This window comes from Ruegeria sp. ABV3_008 (assembly GCF_056161185.1).
Genome location: NZ_JBSWYP010000007.1, coordinates 178201 through 198286, shown reverse-complemented (window position 1 = coordinate 198286; position 20086 = coordinate 178201). Strand labels below are relative to the sequence as shown.

General features: G+C 60.3%; 20 protein-coding genes. 11 read left to right on the top strand and 9 right to left on the bottom strand.

Annotated elements, in window-relative coordinates; translation table 11 throughout:
* Positions 1-17 precede the first annotated feature (17 nt).
* The 5 genes from ACXAH8_RS14085 to ACXAH8_RS14065 form a co-directional block, all read right to left on the bottom strand.
* Positions 18-1067, bottom strand: coding sequence for a HesA/MoeB/ThiF family protein (locus ACXAH8_RS14085; protein WP_475219370.1), 1050 nt, complete (start codon positions 1065-1067; stop codon positions 18-20).
* Positions 1067-1522 carry a dUTP diphosphatase gene (dut, locus tag ACXAH8_RS14080; protein ID WP_475219368.1) on the bottom strand — a complete coding sequence of 152 codons (456 nt, stop codon included), beginning with the start codon at positions 1520-1522 and terminating at the stop codon, positions 1067-1069. The genes ACXAH8_RS14085 and dut overlap by 1 nt, the downstream gene beginning before the upstream one ends.
* Positions 1523-1538: 16 nt before the next feature.
* Complete coding sequence (coaBC, locus tag ACXAH8_RS14075) at positions 1539-2735, bottom strand: bifunctional phosphopantothenoylcysteine decarboxylase/phosphopantothenate--cysteine ligase CoaBC (RefSeq protein ID WP_475219366.1); 1197 nt, start codon at positions 2733-2735, stop codon at positions 1539-1541.
* A 63-nt stretch (positions 2736-2798) separates the two neighbouring features.
* Positions 2799-3623: a ChaN family lipoprotein gene (locus tag ACXAH8_RS14070; protein WP_475219364.1), complete on the bottom strand. Its 825-nt coding sequence runs from the start codon at positions 3621-3623 to the stop codon at positions 2799-2801.
* On the bottom strand, positions 3620-4498 hold the full coding sequence (locus ACXAH8_RS14065) for an RNA polymerase factor sigma-32 (protein WP_170378887.1): 879 nt from the start codon (positions 4496-4498) through the stop codon (positions 3620-3622). Before ACXAH8_RS14065 ends, ACXAH8_RS14070 begins: the two co-directional genes overlap by 4 nt.
* Positions 4499-4597: 99 nt before the next feature.
* Between ACXAH8_RS14065 and cobU the strand changes: the two genes are divergently transcribed.
* From cobU to ACXAH8_RS14045, 4 genes are read left to right on the top strand one after another with little or no spacing between them, the layout of a single operon-like run.
* Entirely contained in the window at positions 4598-5119 is a 522-nt protein-coding gene (gene cobU / locus ACXAH8_RS14060) for a bifunctional adenosylcobinamide kinase/adenosylcobinamide-phosphate guanylyltransferase (RefSeq protein WP_475219361.1), read from the top strand.
* Complete coding sequence (locus ACXAH8_RS14055; RefSeq protein WP_475219359.1) at positions 5116-5694, top strand: histidine phosphatase family protein; 579 nt, start codon at positions 5116-5118, stop codon at positions 5692-5694. The genes cobU and ACXAH8_RS14055 overlap by 4 nt, the downstream gene beginning before the upstream one ends.
* A 58-nt stretch (positions 5695-5752) precedes the next feature.
* Complete coding sequence (locus ACXAH8_RS14050; protein ID WP_475219357.1) at positions 5753-6637, top strand: glutathione S-transferase; 885 nt, start codon at positions 5753-5755, stop codon at positions 6635-6637.
* A gap of 47 nt (positions 6638-6684) precedes the next feature.
* Complete coding sequence (locus ACXAH8_RS14045; RefSeq protein WP_475219355.1) at positions 6685-8199, top strand: YifB family Mg chelatase-like AAA ATPase; 1515 nt, start codon at positions 6685-6687, stop codon at positions 8197-8199.
* A gap of 198 nt (positions 8200-8397) precedes the next feature.
* On the opposite strand, the gene gshB is transcribed toward ACXAH8_RS14045, so the two are convergent.
* From gshB to rsmI, 3 genes are all read right to left on the bottom strand, one after another.
* Complete coding sequence (gene gshB, locus ACXAH8_RS14040; RefSeq protein ID WP_170468849.1) at positions 8398-9330, bottom strand: glutathione synthase; 933 nt, start codon at positions 9328-9330, stop codon at positions 8398-8400.
* A gap of 61 nt (positions 9331-9391) precedes the next feature.
* Complete coding sequence (locus ACXAH8_RS14035) at positions 9392-9760, bottom strand: YraN family protein (protein WP_475219468.1); 369 nt, start codon at positions 9758-9760, stop codon at positions 9392-9394.
* A 4-nt stretch (positions 9761-9764) separates the two neighbouring features.
* Positions 9765-10622 carry a 16S rRNA (cytidine(1402)-2'-O)-methyltransferase gene (gene rsmI, locus ACXAH8_RS14030; protein WP_475219353.1) on the bottom strand — a complete coding sequence of 286 codons (858 nt, stop codon included), beginning with the start codon at positions 10620-10622 and terminating at the stop codon, positions 9765-9767.
* A gap of 88 nt (positions 10623-10710) precedes the next feature.
* On the opposite strand from rsmI, the gene ACXAH8_RS14025 reads away from it, so the two are divergent.
* Genes ACXAH8_RS14025 through murJ form a run of 3 tightly spaced genes read left to right on the top strand, consistent with a single transcriptional unit; the run spans position 10711 to position 16200 of the window.
* Positions 10711-11883, top strand: coding sequence for a penicillin-binding protein activator (locus ACXAH8_RS14025; protein WP_170678787.1), 1173 nt, complete (start codon positions 10711-10713; stop codon positions 11881-11883).
* Positions 11843-14662 carry a [protein-PII] uridylyltransferase gene (locus ACXAH8_RS14020; RefSeq protein WP_475219350.1) on the top strand — a complete coding sequence of 940 codons (2820 nt, stop codon included), beginning with the start codon at positions 11843-11845 and terminating at the stop codon, positions 14660-14662. The genes ACXAH8_RS14025 and ACXAH8_RS14020 overlap by 41 nt, the downstream gene beginning before the upstream one ends.
* Positions 14659-16200, top strand: coding sequence for a murein biosynthesis integral membrane protein MurJ (gene murJ, locus ACXAH8_RS14015; protein WP_475219348.1), 1542 nt, complete (start codon positions 14659-14661; stop codon positions 16198-16200). The genes ACXAH8_RS14020 and murJ overlap by 4 nt, the downstream gene beginning before the upstream one ends.
* Here the strand turns inward: murJ and ACXAH8_RS14010 are convergent, their stop codons facing one another.
* Entirely contained in the window at positions 16201-16887 is a 687-nt protein-coding gene (locus ACXAH8_RS14010) for a rhomboid family intramembrane serine protease (RefSeq protein ID WP_475219346.1), read from the bottom strand.
* A gap of 86 nt (positions 16888-16973) precedes the next feature.
* On the opposite strand from ACXAH8_RS14010, the gene trpS reads away from it, so the two are divergent.
* From trpS to ACXAH8_RS13990, 4 genes are all read left to right on the top strand, one after another.
* Positions 16974-18002: a tryptophan--tRNA ligase gene (gene trpS, locus ACXAH8_RS14005; protein ID WP_475219344.1), complete on the top strand. Its 1029-nt coding sequence runs from the start codon at positions 16974-16976 to the stop codon at positions 18000-18002.
* Between the two features lie 59 nt (positions 18003-18061).
* On the top strand, positions 18062-18925 hold the full coding sequence (locus tag ACXAH8_RS14000) for a branched-chain amino acid aminotransferase (protein ID WP_425084283.1): 864 nt from the start codon (positions 18062-18064) through the stop codon (positions 18923-18925).
* A 65-nt stretch (positions 18926-18990) separates the two neighbouring features.
* On the top strand, positions 18991-19446 hold the full coding sequence (locus ACXAH8_RS13995) for a universal stress protein (RefSeq protein WP_170378913.1): 456 nt from the start codon (positions 18991-18993) through the stop codon (positions 19444-19446).
* Between the two features lie 5 nt (positions 19447-19451).
* On the top strand, positions 19452-20045 hold the full coding sequence (locus ACXAH8_RS13990) for a DsbA family protein (protein ID WP_475219341.1): 594 nt from the start codon (positions 19452-19454) through the stop codon (positions 20043-20045).
* The last annotated feature ends 41 nt before the right edge of the window (positions 20046-20086 follow it).

Genomic DNA, 20086 nt, shown 5'->3' with positions numbered 1-20086 from the left:
CCAGAGCAACACGGCGTTTATTCACCACCCCCGCCGCAAATCGGGCAGTCAGAGCGCTTGGAGAGGGTGATCTTGCGGCTTTCACCATAAAGCGCGTCATAAATCAGCATTTCGCCGCGCAGCGCTTGGCCGGCACCGGTGATGACCTTGATCGCCTCAACCGCCATCATGGAGCCAACCACGCCTGGCAAGGGGCCGATCACGCCTGCCTCGGAACAGGACGGGGCCAGACCAGCTGCGGGGGCTTCGGGGAAAATACACTGGTAGCAGGGGGCATCATTGGCCGGGTCGAAGACGCTCAGCTGCCCTTCCCATTGCGACAGTGCGCCCGAGATCAGCGGTTTGCCCAACGCAACCGCCGTGCGATTTGCCAAATAGCGGGTTTCGAAATTGTCGGTACCATCCAAGATCAGGTCGAAGTCGCCCAACAACTCCGGCGCAATCTCTTCGCTCAGACGCCGATTGTAGGGCAGGACGGTGACGTTGGGGTTCTGCGCCTCCATCGCTTGTTGGGCCGAGAACACTTTGGGCATTCCGATATCGGCGTCGCGGTGAATGACCTGACGCTGGAGATTGGCGTTTTCGACCACGTCGTCGTCGATCACTCCGATCGTGCCCACACCCGCTGCAGCCAGATACTGCAAGGCTGGTGCGCCGAGACCCCCGGCCCCAATCACCAGCACGCGCGCCATTTTCAACCGTTTCTGCCCCGGCCCGCCCAGTTCGCGCAAAACGATATGGCGGGCATAGCGGTCCAGCTCTGTTTCAGTGAACCGGTCCGAGGGTTTGACCTCGGCCTTATCCGCTTCGGGCTGCGCCCGATTTCGCAGCGCTTTCAGCCCCTTGCCATAGACCATGACCAGAGCAGCCGCTCCGGCCAACATCAGCCACAACGCCGCCGATCCACCGGTTGCTTCGCGCAGGGGGTGACCGCTCGGCAAAACCAGATGCGACAGGATCACCCCGGCCATAAGCACACTGACCGAGGTCACACGCGCCGTCCGGGACACGCCCGCTATATAGCCGACGCCCCAAAGACCTGCGGCAAGGACCAGAACCAGCAACATCAGCCGCGCCCGGTTGAGCCGAACCCGCCCGACCCACGCTCGGTCTCGCCGAGGTTTTCGGTCAGTTCGAACGTGGCCTGCACGACAGGCGCAACGATAAGCTGCGCGATGCGTTCTCCGTGGGTGACCTCGAACCGGTCCTGCCCTGCGTTCATGACGATCACACCCAGCGGGCCGCGATAGTCGCTGTCGATGGTCCCCGGCGTATTGGGCAGGGTGATGCCGTGCTTCAATGCCAGCCCGGAGCGCGGGCGGACCTGCACCTCATACCCCGCAGGGATTTCGATTCGCAGGCCGGTGGGGACAAGGGCGCGCTGCCCCGGATCCAGGAAAATCGACGCACCTCCGGGAATGTTGGCGCGCACATCAGCCCCGGCCGCGCCTGAGGTCTCATATGAAGGCAGAGGAACAGAGGCGTCTGCCCCCTCTTCCCGGATCACGCGGATAGCTACCATCTGAATTCCTTCTGTCTTATCCGGCCAGCGCGTCGGCGATCTTTTGTGCCAGACGCGCGGCGACCATGTCTTTGCCCATGCGCGGCCAGCTCTCGGCCCCCTGATCCGAGATCAGGACGACTGCATTTTCCGAACCACCCATGATGCCGGTTGCCGGGCTGACGTCGTTTGCCACGATCCAATCGCATCCCTTGCGGGCACGCTTTGCAGTTGCGTTGTCGATCACATCATCGGTTTCCGCTGCAAAACCCACCACCAGATCAGGACGACCCGCACCCATCTGCGAAACGCGTTTCAGGATGTCGGGATTCTCGGCGAACTCCAGCGAGGGCAGACCATCACGGCTTTTCTTTAGTTTCCGATCCGAGGCGGTGGCCACTTTCCAGTCGGCGACTGCGGCGACAAACACACCTGCATTCACAGGGAGGGCCGCATCCACCGCGTCAGACATCTGCTGTGCTGTCTCAACCTGCACGACCTGCACGCCTTGGGGCGGTTGAACGTCGGCAGGGCCAGTGACAAAAACCACCTCGGCCCCGAGCGCCGCCAAGGCGCGGGCAACGGCAGTTCCCTGCGCCCCGGATGAGCGGTTGGCGATGTAGCGCACCGGATCAATCGGTTCATGTGTCGGGCCGGAGGTCACAAGGATGCGTTTACCCTTCAACGGTCCGTCGGCCAGTTGCGCCTCAACGGCAGCAACGATTTCTAGCGGTTCGGACATCCGGCCCGGACCATATTCGCCACATGCCATGTCGCCCTCGTTGGGTCCTACAAAGCGGATGCCGTCCTGCTGCAATTGTTTCAGATTTCGCTGGGTCGCGGGGTGGTCCCACATACGCACATTCATGGCGGGCGCGCACAGAACCGGCGTGTCCGTGGCCATCAGCAGGGTCGAGGCCAGATCGTTGGCCAACCCTGTCGCCATCTTGCCCATCATATCTGCGGTAGCTGGGGCAACCACGATCAGGTCAGCCGAGCGCGACAGTTGAATATGCCCCATCTCGGCTTCGTCCGTCAGGTCGAAGAGGTCGCGATAGGCTTTCTGGCCTGCAAGTGCGGAGACTGACAGTGGCGTCACGAACTCCTCGGCGGCGTGGGTCAAAACGGGAGTGACTTGCGCACCGCGCTCTTGCAGCCGTCGGATCAGATCGAGCGACTTATAGGCCGCAATGCCACCTCCGATGATCAGCAGAATGCGTTTGGATGCCAGCATGTTCAGCCCTTCCCGTCCCGGTCGGTCCTGACATTAGGCAAGGCCACCGGGTAGTTCCAGCGGTTAATTCTGCGTCTCAAACGCTTTGCAAGGGTCTTCGCGCTCGATTTCCGGGCTATCGATCACCGCATCAAAACTTCCGTCGATCACTCCCCCTTCGGACTGGCCTAGCACAAAGACCTTCAGCCCCGGCTTCAGGCGCGCCAGAAAGGTCGGGATACCCCGGTCGGTCCTAGCATGGCCATTGCCAGTGATCACGGCAATCGGGCCACCGGTTTCCTCGTCCGCGCGCAGGATTGCTCGGGTCAGCACCGCGTCACGCAGACGTTGGATCGAGACCATCTGAGGCAACATCTCAACGGGCAGGGCATCGCAATGTGCGGCCAGTTGATCCGCCTCGCGCGCGGCTTGATCTTCTGGCGACAGCGGAACGGTCAGACCATAGCGTGCAGCGTCTGCCCCAAGGGCCGTGGCCGCGCCCTTCTCCATCGCGGCGCGCGCGGCCGTGCGCGGAACCATGGCGCCATAGACCGGTGCGTCCGAGGCTTGAAAGACCGGGTAATACATACTCAGAGGGGGCCAACCCGATTCCGCCCAGCGCAAGATGCGAGACAATTCCTCAGGGTTGGAGGCGGCGGTCTGCGCCAGACGCTGCGCGCCTTCTTCGGTGACCATTTCCCACACCACCGCCGACGGAGAGATCGCGCCCAACGCCTCAGTCTGCACAAGGTGATGGCGCGGGTTGTCGTGTATTTCACCAAGGATCACCACGTCTGCGTCCTGCATGGCTGTCAGGACATCCTCGGGGATCAAATCACCGGCTTGGACCGGGCGCACGGCGCTGGCTGTAAACGCCAGCACACACAACAGAATCGCAAATCTTATCATGCGATGAAGTGTTGCACCTCACGCGATTGGGCTTCAAGGTTCTTGCGCATCTTGGTGAAGGCTGCGGCCTCAAGCTGCCGTACACGTTCCTTCGATAGACCCAGCTCATTCCCCAAGCTTTCAAGGGTCCGGGCCGGTTCGCGCAGCTTACGTTCACGCACGATAAATCTTTCGCGGTCATTGAGGGATTGCATCGCCATTAGCAACCATTCGCGCAGCTGCTCGGTGTCGTGGCGATGTTCGACCGCCTCGGCGGCCTGCTCACGATCATCTTCCAGCGCATCAATCCACTCACGCCCATCTTCATCCGCTGACTGCACCGCGTTGAGCGAAAAATCCGAGCCGGACAGACGCCCTTCCATCATCTCGACATCGCGCAAGGGCACACCGATTTCCGTGGCAATCATCTGGTGCAGCTGATGCCGATCCAACTCCTGCCCCTCGGTGGCGGCTTCACGTTCCAACCGTGCCTGAACGCGGCGCATGTTGAAGAACAGAGATTTCTGGGATGAGGTCGAACCGGTCCGCACCATCGACCAGTTACGCATCACGTAATCCTGGATGCTGGCTTTGATCCACCACACCGCATAGGTCGAGAACCGAACACCGCGATCAGGATCAAACTTGTCTGCGGCTTTCATTAGTCCAAGACCGGCCTCTTGGATCAGGTCGTTCATCGGAGCGCCGTAGCGCTTGAACTTGGCCGCCATCGAAATAGCTAGGCGCATGTAGGCGGTGATCAGTCGGTGCAGTGCTTGTTCGTCGCGGTTGTCACGCCACGCATAGGCCAGTTGCAATTCGGTTTCCGCGTCCAGCAGTTCGGCCTTCATCGCTTTGCGGGACATCGAGAAATCGGATGCGTTGTCCAGTGCCATGAAACTCTCCCTTTTTGCAGGCATCAGCCGGGCTTGCCTTGCCGACTTAGGGTCGATACGCAGATCATCACCAAGTGGATCACCAGAAAGGTAAGAATTGTGACCGCCAATTTAACCTTTGTGCTGGGAGGAGCCGCATCAGGTAAGTCGGCCTATGCCGAACAACTGGTTGTATCCTCTGGGAAAAACCGGATCTATCTTGCGACATCACAAGTGTTTGATGGCGAGATGCAGCAAAAGGTCGATCACCACATTGAACAACGCGGGTCCGGCTGGGAAACCATCGAGGAACCGATGGACCTTACCCCAGTTTTGGCGGAACTGAGTCCTGACCAAGCCTGCCTGATTGATTGCGCCACGATGTGGCTGACCAATCACCTGCTGGCCGAGAACAATCTGGATCAGGCCCAAGCCCAACTGCTGAGCGCCCTGCGCAGCTGCCCGGCGCAGCTTGTTATCGTCTCGAATGAGGTTGGTCACGGCATCGTGCCCGAAAACGCTCTCGCCCGCCGGTTCCGTGAGGCACAGGGCCGGCTGAACATCGCGCTAGCAGCACAGGCCGACCAGGTGGTTCAGGTCACCGCGGGGCTGCCGATGGTCTTGAAGGGACACTTGCCATGACGCGTCTGCACCTGGTCCGTCACGGTCCCACCCACGCTAAAACGATGGTCGGATGGTCCGATCTCCCCGCCGATCTGAGCGATCAGGCCGCACTGCAGCGATTGCATGATCACATCCCTGCGGGCGCGGTTGTTGTCTCATCCGACCTGTCGCGCGCGGCGGATACGGCAACGGCGATCCAAGGCCAGCGCCTGCGCCTGCCCCACCATCCTGACCTGCGCGAGATCAACTTCGGCACATGGGAACTGCGCGGTTTCGCCGAGATCGAAGCCGAAGACCCCGAGCTTGCCTTTGCATATTGGGACAATCCCGGCGAAGTGCGCCCTCCAAACGGAGAAAGCTGGAACGACGTCCGTGCGCGGGTCGACAAAACCGTCGATGCGCTGATGGCCACACATGCGGGCGCGGATCTGGTCATTGTTGCCCATTTCGGAGTGATCCTGACGCAAGTACAGCGCGCTTTGAATATTGAGGCGCAACAAGCGTTTTCGCACCGGATCGACAACCTGTCGGTTACCCAGATCGCCTATAACGCGGGCGAATGGTCCGTCGGTGCCATCAATCATCTTCCGTGATCCGGCAGGTCACAAATCACTGATTTACGAGCGCTTCCGGCTCCGTCATCCTTTGATCATGACCTATGATCTCTTTATCGGTGACCGCCTGTTTTCCAGCTGGTCCATGCGCGGCTGGTTGATGCTCGAGAAGTTCGGCCTGCCCTATCGCAGCCACTTGGTTGGCCTCTATTCCGGCACCATGGCCGCGGATATGGAATCCCTTGCCCCAGCCCGTCTGGTTCCCGCCCTGCGTCTGCCCGATGGTACGGTTGTGGGCGAAAGCCTCGCGATGGCCGAGACATTGGCTGAACGGCACCCCGAAGCTGGCCTTTGGCCGTCAGACCCAGCCGCGCGCGCAACGGCCCGTTGGCTGTGCGCCGAAATGGTCGCGGGTTTTACCGCACTACGTGGGGAATGCCCGATGCAGTTGGCGCATGTTTGGAAAGGGTTCCAACCGTCAGCGGACACTTTGAATGACCTCGCCCGGATTGAGACGCTTTGGGCGCATGCTCGGGCGATCTCGGGCGCGTCGAAGGGTCCGTTTTTCGGAGCCTACTCGCTGGCCGATGTCTTCTACACCCCAGTCGCGGCTCGGATCATTGGGTATGATCTGCCGGTCTCAGCCGAAAGTCGCGACTATTGCCTAAGCTTGCTGTCGGATACATCGGTCCGACAATGGCGCGCGATGGGGCTGACCGTGCAATACGATCCGTACCCCTACCCGGAATATTCACCCTCGGCTCTTTGGCCTGTTGGAGAACCGTCCGCGGCACGACCCGCCAACGAAGGCCCCTCAGTCAACGCGCACTGCCCATATTCCGGCGACCCGGTCACCGATTTCCTCGACCTCGACGGCCAGCGCTGGGGGTTCTGCAACACGTTCTGCCGCGACAAAACAGTCGCAGATCCGGACGCCTGGCCCAAATTTACTGCGATGCGCGCAGCCGTTAACCATTCCTAAACCGCCGCCATGGCAGCAACGTCCTGTTAACCAAGAACAGGATTGCCATGGTTGCCCGCGCTCATACGGTTGCGTTTCAAGGGGTTGATGCCCGCCCGGTCGAGGTGCAATGCGCCGTCTCTCCGGGCCTACCTGCCTTTTCCATCGTCGGTCTGCCGGATAAGGCAGTGTCCGAGGCGCGAGATCGGGTGCGCAGCGCGCTTGGCGCCATGGCCATCGCCTTGCCGTCAAAGCGGATCACCATCAACCTGTCCCCAGCCGACCTGCCCAAAGAGGGCAGCCATTTCGACCTTCCCATCGCCGTCGCCCTCCTGTCCGCTTTGGAGATCATCCCTGCAGACGCGGCCGAGGGCACTGTAGCTTTGGGCGAATTATCCTTGGACGGGTCGCTGGTTCCGGTCGTAGGCGCTTTGCCCGCCGCGATGACAGCGGCGGCCGAGGATCGCGCCCTGCTCTGCCCCCGCGCCTCAAGCGCCGAGGCTGCATGGGTGGACGCCACTCAGGTCATCGGAGCCGGTTCGCTGGGTGACGTGGTGCGCCATTTTTCGGGTCAGGCCCCATTGGCAGCGGCCACACCGGGCGAAGTCAGCCTGTCCTCCAATACCCGCGATCTGCGAGACGTCAAAGGACAGGAACGCGCCAAACGTGCGCTTGAGATCGCTGCGGCGGGACGGCACCACCTGACCATGATCGGCACGCCGGGCTCGGGCAAATCCATGCTCGCCGCGCGCCTGCCCGGCATCCTGCCGCCTTTGACCCCGGTCGAGGCGCTGGAAACGTCGATGATCCAATCCCTCTGTGGGTTATTGGACGAAGGCGGCATCAACCGGACGCGGCCCTTTCGCGAACCGCATCACACCGCCTCGATGGCGGCGATTGTCGGCGGCGGACGCGGTGCAAAACCCGGAGAAATCTCTCTGGCCCATAACGGGGTGTTGTTCATGGACGAGTTCCCCGAATTCCCTCGCACCGTTTTGGAAACCCTGCGCCAACCGATCGAAACCGGAGAGGTCATGGTCGCCCGCGCCAACGCCCATGTGAAGTACCCCTGCCGTTTCATGCTGGTCGCGGCAGCCAACCCGTGCAAATGCGGGTACATGACCGACCCGTCCCGCGCTTGTTCCCGCGCACCGGGCTGTGGCGAAGACTACCTGAACCGCATCTCCGGCCCTTTGATGGACAGGTTCGATATGCGCATCGAAGTGCCTCCGGTAGCGTTCACCGACCTTGATCTGCCGCCGTCTGGCGACAGTTCGGCCACCGTGGCCGAGCGTGTGGAGCAGGCCCGCGCCGTTCAGGCTGCTCGGTTTGAAGGTCACAAGGGCGTACGTCAAAACGCTGATATCGAGGGTAAATTACTGGAAGAGGTCGCCGCCCCAGATGCTGAGGGCAAAGAGCTGCTGCTCAAGGCCGCCGACCGGTTCGGCCTGTCAGCGCGCGCCTTTCACCGCATCCTACGGGTCGCGCGAACCATAGCCGACCTGGATAGCTCCGCTGATATCCGGCGACCGCACGTGGCCGAAGCGCTAAGTCTTCGGATCAGCGCACGGGCCATGGCTTAAATGTTCGCACTCAGTTTGATGCGAGGCTGTTTGGGGTACAAATTACGGCGGAACTAATCATTGCCCGTTGTCCTAGACAAGTCCGGTAGCTTACCGCTTGCGCCATGTTCAAGCGAAGAACTCGACCTTCAGTGCAACCGTGCATTCCAATGAACGGACCGCATCGAAAACCTAATCGCCGCCCAACGCCTGTAGCGCTTAGACTTTAGCCTCAATCGCCTGCCAGATCTTTTCGGCGATGTTCTCACCGTTGAAGCGCTCAAGCTCTTGAATGCCGGTGGGGGAGGTGACGTTGATCTCGGTCAGGTAGTCTCCGATCACGTCGATCCCGACAAAGATCTGACCTTTTTCTTTTAGCAGAGGCCCAATGGCCGCGCAGATTTCGAGATCCCGCTCTGTCAAACCGATCTTTTCGGGTCGCCCTCCGACATGCATATTGGAACGCGTCTCACCTTCGGCCGGGACGCGGTTGATGGCACCCACCGGCTCTCCGTCCACGAGAATCACACGTTTGTCGCCGTTCTTCACATCCGGCAGGAATTTCTGAACAATCAACGGCTCGCGCGAGAATCCGGTGAACAGCTCATACAGCGAGGTCAGGTTGCGGTCATTGGCATCCAACCGGAACACCCCAGCCCCTCCATTTCCATAAAGAGGTTTAAGGATGATGTCCTGATGCTTGTCCTTGAAGGCCTTGATGGTCTGCATGTCCCGCGCAATCGTGGTCGGAGGAGTCAATTCGGGGAAATCCAGAACCAGTAGTTTCTCGGGGTAATTGCGTACCCAAAACGGGTCATTGACCACCAAAGTTTGCCCCTTCAACCGATCCAGCAGATGCGTCGAGGTGATGTAATGCATGTCGAACGGCGGGTCCTGACGTAGCCACACCACGTCAAACTCAGCCAGATCAACTTCACGCTCGGGACCGAGGACCGCGGGGTCTCCGGCAACGCGCTGAACCTGCATGTCTTGTCCTCGCGCGGTGATCCGCCCCTCCTGATAGGCCAATTGATCCGGCCCGTAGAAGAACAGCTCATGCCCGCGGGTCTGCGCCTCTTCCGCAAGGCGGAAAGAGCTGTCGGCGTTGATATCCACGGCCCCGATCGGGTCCATTTGAAAGGCGATTTTCATGGCATGTCCCTCAACTTCACGCCAGATACATGGCGCAGCAGGCCGAGGGGTTCAATGGGGCTTAGGCCGGTCCGAAGGCGTTTTCGATGATTTGAACAGCGCCCGTGCCATCGACCAGCGCCGCGTCGAACCGAACATTCGTCAGTTGCCCGTCCGGTTCATTTTCAAGAAACTGCGCCGCTGATGCGCAGATACGCTGGGTCTGCCGTGGGGTGATCCGAGCCGCAGCCCTGTCGAAACTGGTGCTTTTCTTGACCTCGATAAAAACTAGACCTTCGTCACCCCGCGCAATCAGGTCAATCTCACCCCCGGCACCGCGCCAGCGTCTGTGAGTGATCGAGAATCCGCGGCGTTCGTAGTTGGCTGCAACCCGCAATTCCGCAGATTGCCCCGCATGATAAGATACCGACCCCCGCACCGCACGCTGCATCATGTCATCCCTTTCCCAGTTTGAGGGCCTGCTGGTAAATGGGGCGTCGGGGAAGATCATACATCTTTGACACCAAATCCGCCGCATCCCGAACCGAATGGGTTTGCAAGGCCTGTTTCAAAGCCTCTTCTACGTCAGATTCGTTAACGCTTGGCGAATGGCTGCGATCCACGAGCAGAACCACCTCACCCTTGGGGGTTTGGTCTTGGAAGGCCTCTGCCAGGTCTTGCAAAGAGCCACGTCGGACTTCCTCGAACTTCTTCGTCAGCTCGCGGCACAAAGCCGCCTGCCGGTCGGAGCCGAGGATATCGGACAGATCGGACAAGCATCCAGCCACGCGCTTGGGTGATTCGTAGAAAACCAGCGTTCCGGGGATATCCCGCAGCGCCTCGATTCGGTTGCGACGAGCGCCAGACGCATTGGGCAAAAAGCCCGCAAAAAAGAACGCATCCGTTGGCAGACCCGCCAGCGTCAGCGCCGTCAGCGCGGCGGACGGGCCAGGTGCGCAAGTGACGGTGTGCCCGGCCTCGGCCGCCTGCCGCCCTAAATCGTAACCTGGATCGGCGATCAGCGGCATACCGGCCTCGGACGCATAGGCAACGGATTGCCCTGCGGCCAAAGCATCCATGATCTTGCCGCGTGCGCCTGCTCCGCTGTGGTCGTGATAGGCCTGAATGCGACGTCCGCCCAAAGGGATACCGTGGATTTCCATCAACCGGCGCAGGCTGCGGGTGTCTTCTGCCGCGATCATGTCGGCCGAGGCCAGCACATCCAACGCTCTGAGCGTAATATCGCGCGCCGTACCGATCGGAGTGGCAACAAAATACAGGCCAGCAGCCAAACTTATGTTTTGGAAATTCAAAGCTGGACCCTCACAGCGTGACGTTTATTATCGCGGCTCGATAGAACAGCAGCGTCGCAAGCCGCCGGATCAGGGAGTTTTCTTTTAGATGTTTACCGTTTGCAAGTCCGTTAGCAAGTTGGCCAAAACCACGATCGCCCTGACCACCGCCGTTTTTCTGGCCGCATGTGAAACCACGGGCGTCGGCGGAGGCCCCTCGATCAACACCTCGGAACCGGTGCCCGTTGCGCTTCTGGTTCCGCGCGGATCAGGCCAGTCTGGCGACGCGGCGCTGGCGCAAAGCCTTGAAAATGCAGCACGTCTGGCGATGTCGGACCTGCCGAACGTCCAGATTGACCTGCGTGTCTATGATACGGCGGGTAATGCCGGCACGGCCTCAGGCGTGGCGCAACAGGCTGTGGCGGACGGTGCCAAGATCATCATCGGACCGGTTTATGCGCAAGCCGCCAACGCGGCCGGCCTTGCGGTGCTGAACAACAACGTGAACGTCCTGTCCTTCTCGAACAACACCAGTATCGCGGGTGGAAATGTCTTTGTGCTGGGGCCGACATTCCAGAACACGGCCAATCGACTGGCCAATTATGGCGGAAGACAGGGCAAGACAGGAGCAATCATCGTACACAGCAATGACGCAGCCGGAGAGGCTGGCCGCTCAGCCATTGCCAATGCACTGGCCAGCAGCAGTATGAACAACGCCGGAAGTGTCGGCTATGACCGGTCGCAGCAGGGTGTGATCAACGCGGTGCCCAACATCAAATCCGCCATGGATTCTACTGGGGCGGACTCGGTCTTCCTGACTGCAACCACCGCAGGCGCGCTGCCCTTGTTCTCGCAGCTTCTGCCCGAAGCGGGGGTTTCGCCGTCAACCTCCCAGTATATCGGTCTGACACGGTGGGACATTCCCGCCCAAACTCTTGAACTGCCCGGCGTTCAGGGCGGTTGGTTTGCCCTACCTGATCCTGCAAAAGCGCAGGCCTATCGTCAGCGCTACAATGCGACCTATGGCGAAGCGCCTCATCCGATCAGCGGACTGGCCTATGACGGGATCGCCGCCATCGGAGCGCTTGTAAGCCAGGGCAAATCGAATGCTCTGACCGGGGCTGCGCTGACCCAGAGCGCCGGTTTTCAGGGCGTTGGCGGCATCTTCCGTCTGCGCTCTGATGGTACCAATGAACGGGGTCTGGCGGTTGCCACGATCCAGAACAAACAGGTTGTTGTGATTGACCCTGCCCCTCAAAGCTTCTCAGGGGCCGGTTTCTGACCAGCCTCACCTGACCGCAGTGCCTGAAAACTCACTTATCTGCCCGCCTGAGGATATTTTCGACGGCGCCCACGTTGACGCTCAGCTTGCTGCAGCGTTCGAGGCAGGCACTGACAACTCCACGCTGCGTGCTGAAACGGTGCGCATTCTGCGTGAGGCGCAAAAGGCCGGGCGCGCCGCCATTGCCGAGGCGTTTGCCGCCCGCCCATTCGACGCGCGCCCTCTGACTCGGTCCTATACTTACCTCACGGATTGTCTGGTCGGCACTGCGATGCGCGTCGCCAATGAGCATCTGCACCCTTTGGCCACCCCGACACAGGGGGAACGCATCGCTGTTCTGGCGGTCGGCGGCTATGGGCGCGGTGAGATGGCACCCGCCTCGGATGTCGATCTGCTGTTTCTGACGCCCTATAAGATCACCGCCTGGGCCGAGAGCGTGATTGAATCCATGCTCTATATCCTATGGGATCTGCGCCTGAAGGTCGGCCATTCCTCGCGCACGATCAAGGATTGCCTGCGTCTCGGGACCGAAGACTTCACCATCCGGACCGCGATGCTGGAACAGCGCTATTTGGCAGGAGACACGCGTTTGGCCTGGGAGCTGGACCAACGCCTCAAGGCCGATCTGTTCAAGGGGACTGAGCGAGAGTTCATCGAGGCCAAGCTTCAGGAACGCGACGAACGCCATCTGAAACAGGGTCAACGCTACGTGGTCGAACCCAATGTGAAAGAGGGCAAAGGCGGGCTGCGCGATCTGCAGTCGCTCTACTGGATCGCGAAATACATCTACGGCGTGCAAGACGTGGCCGAGCTGGTCCCGCTGGGCCTGTTCACGCCCGATGAATTCAAGACCTTTGCCGAGGCCGAGAATTTCCTTTGGGCCGTGCGCTCACACCTGCATCTGGTCACAGGTCGCGCGACCGAACAGCTGACCTTCGACTTGCAGGTCGAGGTTGCGGCGCGCATGGGCTATGAAGATCGGGCCGGGCGGCGCGCGGTCGAAGTGTTCATGCAGCGTTATTTCCGCCATGCTACCAGCGTTGGGGAGTTGACGCGGATCTTCCTGACCAAGCTGGAAGCCCTGCATATGAAAGGCGCCCCGCTGCTGGAGCGGATTTTCCGCCGCCGCCCTCGGGTCAAAGCCGGGTACAGCATGGTTCATGGTCGTCTGGACATTGCCGATCCGGATACATTCCTGACCGACAAGCTGAACATGTTGCGCCTGTTCGAGGAAGGCCTGCGTACGGGCATGCTGATTCACCCTGACGCAATGCGGCTGGTCACGGCCAATCTGCACCTGATCGACGACGATATGCGCAACGACAAGGAAGCCCAGCGTATCTTCCTTGATCTGATGCTGAAGCACGGCAATCCGGAACGCGCCCTGCGTCGGATGAACGAACTTGGGGTGCTATCAGCCTTCATACCCGAGTTCGAACCCATCGTAGCGATGATGCAGTTCAATATGTATCACAGCTACACGGTGGACGAGCATATCATCCAGTGCATCGTCAACCTCGCCCAGATCGAACGCGGAGAGCTGGTTGAATCGCTGCCGCTGGCGTCCTCGATCCTTGAAGGGGGCGTAAACCGCAAGGTCCTCTATGTTGCGCTGCTGTTGCACGACATCGCTAAGGGACGGCTCGAAGATCACTCAATCCTCGGGGCACAAATCGCACGGAAAGTGGCACCCAGGCTGGGGCTGAACAAATCCGATGCTGAAACGGTCGAATGGCTCGTGCGCTATCATCTGTTGATGTCGGATATGGCGCAAAAACGCGATATCTCGGACCCTCGAACCGTGCGGGATTTTGCCAAGGCTGTGCAAACGGTCAAACGGCTGGATCTGCTGACCGTGCTGACCGTCTGTGACATTCGCGGTGTCGGGCCTAATACCTGGAACAACTGGAAGGCTACGTTGCTGCGCGCGCTGCATGCGGAAACCAAACGTGCCTTGGAAACGGGCATGGAGGATCTGAACCGTGCCAATCGCGGGGCCGAGGCCAAGAAACTGCTGCGCGCAGAACTGGCCGAATGGTCCAAGGCCGATTTGAAGACGGAAACCGGGCGGCACTATGCTCCGTACTGGCAGGGCCTGAACGTCTCGACCCATGTGGAATTTGCCGAGATGCTACGGGCGCTGGAACACAGCGGCGATCCCGGCGCGATGGAAATCCGCCTGCACCCGGACGAGGATCGCGACGCCACCCGCGCCTGCTTTGCCATGGGTGATCACCCCGGTATCTTTGCGCGGATCGCCGGGGCCTTGGCCTTGGTCGGTGCTAACGTCGTGGATGCCCGCAGCTACACGACCAAGGATGGCTATGTAACGGATGCGTTCTGGATACAGGATGCCGAAGGCCACCCGTTCGAAGCCAGCCGTCTGCCGCGTCTGACCCAGATGATTCACAAAACGCTGAAAGGTGAGGTCGTGGCCCGCGACGCGCTGAAATCGCGCGACAAGATCAAGAAACGCGAACGCGCTTTCAACGTGCCGACCCATATCACCTTCGACAATGACGGGTCCGAGATCTACACGATCATCGAGGTCGATACCCGCGACCGCCCCGGCTTGCTTTATGACCTGACGCGCACGCTCGCAGCGGCCAATGTCTATATCGCCAACGCAGTGATCGCGACCTATGGCGAGCAGGTGGTGGATACATTCTACGTCAAGGACATGTTCGGGCTGAAATACCACTCGGAGAGCAAACAGCGCGGGCTTGAGACCAAACTGCGCAAAGCCATCACCGAGGGCGCCGAGCGCGCGGCGTCATGAAGCAGATCCGGCTGTTTTCCGGCTTTTTCACGGTCGGCTTCTGGACGTTGGCCAGCCGCGTTCTGGGCTTTTTGCGTGAGATCCTGCTGACCGCGTTCATCGGCCCCGGCCCGGTGATGGACGCCTTCGTCGCGGCTTTCCGTCTACCCAATATGTTCCGCCGCTTCTTTGCCGAAGGCGCATTCAACGCAGCTTTCGTGCCGATGTTTTCCAAACGGTTAGAGGGCGGAGAGAACGCGCAAGGGTTCGCGCAAGATGCTTTCAACCTGTTGGTCGCCGCAGTATTGGCCCTGGTCGGGCTGGCGATGGTGTTCATGCCCGGCCTCGTCTGGCTGACGGCCGAGGGGTTTTACGGCGATGAACGCTTCGATCTGGCGGTCGACTATGGCTATTTCGTCTTCCCCTACATTCTTTTCATGTCGCTGGCGGCGCTGTTTTCGGGCGTTCTGAACGCGACGGGGCGATTTGCAGCCGCCGCAGCAGCACCGGTTCTTCTGAACATCTTCGCCTGCACCGCACTGATCGCTGGCGCGATATCCGGAGGCGAGGTCATTCGCTGGCTCATCGCCGTGATCCCTTTGGCAGGTGTGGCGCAACTGGCTTTGGTCTGGTTTGCCACCGAACGCGCCGGTATCCGCATACGTTTTGGGTTGCCGCGTCTGACGCCCGAGATGCGGAATATGGTCCGCATCGCTGTACCCGCCGCCTTGGCCATGGGGGTGACGCAGGTCAATCTGGTTGTAGGGCAACTTGTGGCCTCAAAGACCGAGAAAGCTGTCAGCTGGTTGTTTGCGGCAGATCGCTTGTATCAGCTGCCTCTGGGTGTTGTCGGGATTGCCATCGGAATCGTGCTGCTGCCCGACCTGTCTCGCCGCTTGCGCGCGGATGACAAAGCAGGCGCGCGCAATGCGTTTTCGCGGGCTGGAGAGTTCATGTTGTTGCTCACCCTGCCCTCGACCGTGGCGTTCCTGATTATCCCGAACCCGCTGGTCTCAGTCCTGTTCCAGCGGGGCCAGTTCACCGCCGAGGATACAGCCGCCACAGCCCTAGCCGTTGCGATCTATGGCATCGGCCTACCCGCATTCATGCTGCAGAAGCTGCTGCAACCGCTGTATTTCGCGCGCGAGAATACGCGGTCTCCGTTCCACTATGCTTTGGTGGCAATGATCATCAACGCGGCGCTTGCCTTTGGCCTTTACCCGATTTTCGGATGGATTGCCCCTGCCATTGCGGCCTCTACCGCTGGCTGGGCCATGGTTGGCCTACTGGCCTTTGGCGCGCGGAATATGGGCGATGAGACGCGGTTCGACGACCGCTTCCGGCGGCGCGCGGGGCGGATCCTCTTGGCATCGGTCGGGATGGGCGTGGTGTTGTTTGCCGCTATTCAACTGTTCGGCTGGACGCTTGATGTGCCCGGGTGGCGCTATTTGGCTCTGCTTGCGCTGATCATGGTTGCAGCGGTCAGCTACTTCGCATTCGGCCACCTGTTGGGGGCATTTAGACTGTCCGAGTTCAAAACGGCCCTGCGCCGGTCTTGATCACTCGCGCCGGATGCGGCCCTTGATCCGCGCCCAACCACCCGGCGCCAAAAAGAAGGAAAGGCCGAACCCGGTGGCAAAACCGCCCAGATCGGCCACCCAATCACCTGTGCCTCCAAAGAGCAGGCCAAACAGCAGCTGAATGCCCATCAGCACGGCGATCAACTGAAACGCCCGCGCCTGATTGGCCCCAACCAACGAGAGCTTGCGCCAAAGCAGCCAAGTAAACGCCCCGATCAGCCCATAGACCGGAGGGAACCCTCCGACCAGCGGATAAGACGGGTCCAGAAACAGCGCATAGGCGAGCGCGCCACCGACACCCGACAGAACGAAGATCAGCAGCATCGGAAAGCCGCCAAAGACCTCACCCACCATCTTGCCCATGGCCAGCACGAAAACGCAGACAAACACCGCCTGCGTAAAACTGCCCGAAACGAACGGATAAGTCACAAAACGGATGACATGCTCGAACGGCCAGCGCCCGTTTTGCACCATCCAATCGAAGATATCGGCCGAGAACGCGTAGCTCTGCAGCGCATCCAGCCTCCACCCGACCGCGCCCGGCCCTCCGACCAGACCCCGAGCGCCCAGCGTAAACGCCAGTTCGATCCCCATGATGAACAGAACCAAGGCCACCACGACGGGCGGCAGAGGGTTCACGGCGGGTGTATAATGCTCACTGCTCATTGGGCTGGCCTTTCGCGGCTGTTGACGTCCCTTGGCCTCATGGGTAAGCGACGAGGGCTGATTTTTCCAGACGGGAGTTCCCTTCGATGACCCAGACCCAATTCACGCCGCGCGTGTTTTCCGGCATCCAGCCTTCGGGCGGGCTGACCTTGGGCAACTATCTGGGCGCGATGAAGCGCTTTGTGGATATGCAGGGGCCAGAGTTCGAAACCATCTATTGCATGGTCGACCTGCATGCGATCACCGTCTGGCAGGACCCCGCCGCCTTGTCGCACAACACGCGCGAACTGTGCGCGGGCTATATCGCGGCGGGCATCGACCCGAAACAATCCATCCTGTTCAACCAAAGCCAGGTGCCCGAACATGCGCAACTGGCGTGGATCTTCAACTGCGTCGCTCGGATGGGCTGGATGCAGCGCATGACCCAGTGGAAGGACAAGGCGGGCAAGAACACGCAAAATGCCTCGCTGGGTCTTTTTGCCTATCCGGCGCTGATGGCCGCGGACATTCTAATCTATCACGCGACCCATGTGCCGGTTGGGGAAGATCAGAAACAGCATCTGGAGCTGACGCGCGACATCGCGATCAAGTTCAACAACGATTTCGGCGTCGATTTCTTCCCGGTCACCGAACCTGTGATCGAAGGGGCGGCCACGCGGGTCATGAGCCTTCGTGACGGCTTAAAGAAGATGTCTAAGTCTGATCCGTCAGACATGAGCCGCATCAACATGACCGACGATGCCGACACGATCGCCAAGAAAATCCGCAAGGCCAAAACAGACCCGGACGCCCTGCCATCAGAAGTCGACGGTTTGGAAGATCGCCCTGAGGCGCGCAATCTGGTCAATATCTACGCCGCGCTCAGCGACAGCTCGGCCGCGCAAGTTTTGGCCGAGGTTGGCGGCAAACAATTCGGTGAGTTCAAGCCGATGCTTGCCGAACTGGCGGTCGAAAAACTGTCTCCGATCTCGTCCGAGATGGCCCGCCTGATGGGCGAGCAGTCCGAGATTGACCAGATCCTGGCCCGTGGTGCGGAAAAGGCGCGTGCGATTGCCGCCCCGATCCTGAAACAAACCTACGAGATTGTGGGCATGGTCGGCGCAGCCTCGCGCTGATTGCACTGGACCTTCACCTAACGCCCTCCTAGGTTTGCCGAAAGCTGAGGGAGGGCGCTATGGCAGTCGGCAAGAATATCCGCACCTATTTCGAAGGCCAATGGCATGAAGGGGACGCACCGATCATGCGGGCGGCGGATCATGGGTCGTGGCTAGGGTCCTCGGTTTTTGATGGCGCGCGCTACTTTGACGGCATGGCCCCTGACCTGCTGGCCCATTGCGCCCGCGTGAACCGATCCGCCGAGGCGCTGATGCTGACCCCGACCGTAACGCCGGAACAAATGGTCGATCTGGTGCGCGAAGGGCTGCAATCCTATGGCCCGGATCAGGCTGTCTATATCCGTCCGATGTATTGGGGCATCCACGGAGACGTCACGGCCATCGTGCCCCAGAAAGACAGCACCGGTTTCGCCATCTGTCTTGAAGAGATCCCAATGGCGCCCGAGACGGCCTCGGTCACGTTGACGACCACCCGGTTCCGCCGTCCGGTACTGGAATCCGCCGTGGTGAATGCCAAGGCCGGGTGTCTCTACCCGAACAACGCCCGGATGCTGACTGAGGCGCGCTCCAAAGGGTTCTCGAACGCGCTGGTCGCCGACGCGATGGGCAATGTGGCCGAGACCGCCACCGCCAATATCTTCATGGCCAAAGACGGTGAGGTCTTTACCCCCATGCCCAACGGCACCTTTCTGGCCGGGATCACGCGCGCACGGCACATCAAGAACCTGCGCGCCGATGGTTTTAATGTACATGAGTCAGTCCTCAGCTTTGATGATTTCCATGCGGCGGATGAGGTGTTCATGTCCGGCAACATGAACAAGGTGACGCCCGTGACCGCTCTGGACGACACGCAATATCAGGTTGGCCCTATCGCCCGTCGCGCCCGCGCGCTCTACTGGGATTGGGCAGCCAGCGAGCGCTAGGGATTTACCCGAGTTGCCAGCACGCTATCGGTCGGGCATGATCCGAGAAAACCAAGAGGACCCAAATGCGCAAGTTTCTCGTCATTCTGGATGACAGCCGCGAATGCCTGAACGCCATGCGTTTTGCCGCGATGCGGGCCGCGCATACCGGCGGTGGCGTGACAATCCTGTCCGTCATCCCGCCGGATGAATTCAATCACTGGATCGGTGTGGCTGAAACCATGCGCGAAGAGGCCCGCGAACGTATCCACGCCCATTTCGAAGTCTTCGCCAAATGGATGCGCGACAAGCAGAGCGTCGAACCTGAGCTAGCCATTCGCGAAGGCGATCCAGTGGCGCAGATCATCGAACACGTACAGTCCGACCCCGAAATTGGTGTTCTGGTTCTGGGCGCTGGCACGGACAAGAAAGGGCCGGGTCCGCTGGTGACACAGCTGACTAAAAACTCGGGCAGCATGCCGATCCCGATCACCATCGTGCCGGGTGATCTGAGCAAGGAAAAACTGGAAGAGATTACCTGACGACTATGGCAGCACCCGTTCAGTTCTGGTTCGAATTCGCCTCAACCTATTCCTATCTTAGCGCGATGCGAATCGAGCAGATGGCCGATGACAAAGGCGTTTCAATTGACTGGCAGCCCTTTCTTTTGGGGCCCATCTTTGCCGAACAGGGCTGGAACACCTCTCCGTTCACGATCTACCCCGCCAAGGGCCGCTACATGTGGCGCGATATGGAGCGTTTATGCGCCGCGCGCGCATTGCCATTTCAACACCCCGATCCGTTTCCGCAGAATTCCCTGACTGCTGCGCGTTTGGCTGTCGCCATCGGTTCACAAGAACAGCGGGCCGCGTTTACCCGTGCCGTCTACATGGCTGAGTTCGGCGAGGGCCGCGATATCTCGGCCGCATCAACATTGACCGATTGTCTTGCAGCCGCAGGTCTGCCCACCGATTTCATAGAGAGCGCACAAGACCCGCAGGTCAAAGCAGCGCTCTTCGAACAATCCAGCCGCGCCAAAGAACTCAACTTGTTCGGCGCACCCAGTTTTGTCGTCGGGGATGAGGTTTTTTGGGGTGATGACCGGTTGGTTGACGCGATAAACCACGCTCTCGCAATTTAGAACAGTTCCAAATCTTGACTTCCACGGCGGCTGCCCGCATA